Source organism: Yersinia massiliensis CCUG 53443, assembly GCF_000312485.1.
Lineage (GTDB): Bacteria > Pseudomonadota > Gammaproteobacteria > Enterobacterales > Enterobacteriaceae > Yersinia > Yersinia massiliensis.
Genome location: NZ_HE997653.1, coordinates 73,304 through 75,269 on the forward strand (window position 1 = coordinate 73,304; position 1,966 = coordinate 75,269).

Genomic DNA, 1,966 nt, shown 5'->3' on the forward strand with positions numbered 1-1,966 from the left:
GAGTCAAACAAAAGACATCAATTTTACCCAAGCTCTAAATATTAGGATCGAAACGACAAAAGATAATGCAATTTCAGGAGAAGAGAACAATACTGTCAAAGCCACTGTTTTAGGCCCAGACGGCAACGGAGTTGCCAATGTCATGGTTGACTTTACCGCTTCATCTGACATTACACTAACACCGGCCAGCGGTATGACTAATTCAAGCGGAGAGATATTTTCTTCAGTAACTAAAAGCGATTCTACTGGCGGCAAAACTACGATAACAGCCACTATTTCAGGACTCGCAGAAAATGACTCATTACTCGTTAATTTCTTAACATTACGCGAAGTGAATAGTGTCGTCGCGCCAGGTAGTTATGTTTTTACATCTAATAAAGGGTTCCCAACGACCGGATATTCAAATGCTAGATTCCAAATAAACGCCAGTGGGAATATAACATCTAATACAAACTATGATTGGACATCAAACGAAACCACCTCTACGAGTGTTGATAATGAAGGCAATGTTACTTTAATAGATAGTAATGTTCGTAATAAGCTGGTCAAAATAACAGCGAGAGATAACATAAATGCTTATCGTTATGAGTTTAAGGTTACTAGCTGGTTTATCTCGGGAAGTTATCGAAAATTCTCTGATGCTGAAAATTACTGTTCGGCTAACGGAATGGTAATACCTTCACGGGATCAATTGACTCAAGGTACTAATATACGTGGAATTGGTTCGTTATGGTCAGAATGGCAGAGGCCAACCAGTTGGGCTTCTGGTGACGTCAATACTGCGTATTGGAGTAATACTCAGCCTTCGGCAATGCCGGGTTATCGATATCTAGTAAATATAGTGACCGGAGACGGTACTGTGCCCATAGTAAGTGATGGTGCTTATTTGGAGTATGTACCATGTGTCCTGAATTAGTATCATTCTGGTGATATTGACCTCGGTGAATTAGCGAAAGTTGGCTGCCTGTTTTAGGCAGTCAACAGATGAAAGCACGACTGTGTCGCATTAAGGCTTAGTTGGGTAACGTGCTGTTTTTTAGGGCTTGTTGCAAAAAGTGGAGTTGTCATGAAAACTGAAGCTATTGATCCCTTCTTCAGTGAACCCACATGGCTTCTAGCGATTTCAAATGGAAACATTTTGCTCCTGAGATCATCCTATGGTGCTTACGCTGGTACGGCTCAACCCCGATGAGTTATACCAACGTCAGCGATATGCTGGCAGAGCGTGGGATTTCCGTTCATCGCTCTACCATTTACCGTTGGTTTATTGAATATGCACCCCTACTCCGTCAGAAATTAAAACGATATCAATTTACGCATGCCGACTCTTCATGGCAGCTCGATGAAACCTATATCAAAGTCAACGGAAAATGGTTTTATCTCTATCGCGCCATCAATAAGCACGGTACTACATTAGATTTTTACTTTTCGCCTAAACGAAATAAAAATGCTGCCTATCAATACCTTAAACGGGTGTTAAAACCCTATCCTGTTGAAAGACAGCCGAAAGTACTCAATACCGATAAACATTCGTCATACGGTTATGCTATTACCCGTTTAATCAAAGAAGGAAAGCTACGGGATGATGCGAAGCAGCGGCAAGTCAAATACCTGAATAATCGTATCGAGTCTGACTATGCCCCCATCAAAAAATTGGTCAAAGCGGCCGGGGTTTCAAACGGCCAAATCGAGCGTGGTCAACGCTTCAGGGATTTGAAACATTGCGACGACTGAATAAAGGTCAATTTGATATTTGGCTACGTCGTGACGAACCTGAACGTCGAGTGCAGGAAAGATCCGCCTTTATGAATCGGCTCTTTAATATTGAGGCGGTTTTAGCCTAATTATTCCCCCATCAATGAGCAAAATCACCGACGCTCATTATTTGCAACAAACTCACTTGCCCCACTAACAGGCGAACAGTATTTTCGCCTGTTAGCTTCTAAACATTCTGGTAACGGAAAAA

At 41.9% G+C, this 1,966-nt stretch carries 1 protein-coding gene and 1 pseudogene; both read left to right on the top strand.

The genetic code is table 11. The features are described 5' to 3' along the window. A partial coding sequence (locus BN68_RS24200) for an Ig-like domain-containing protein (RefSeq protein WP_042807113.1) occupies positions 1 to 916 on the top strand: 916 nt, incomplete at its 5' end. A 191-nt stretch (positions 917 to 1,107) separates the two neighbouring features. After that, positions 1,108 to 1,844: pseudogene (locus BN68_RS22585) on the top strand (IS6 family transposase). Positions 1,845 to 1,966: the final 122 nt, after the last annotated feature.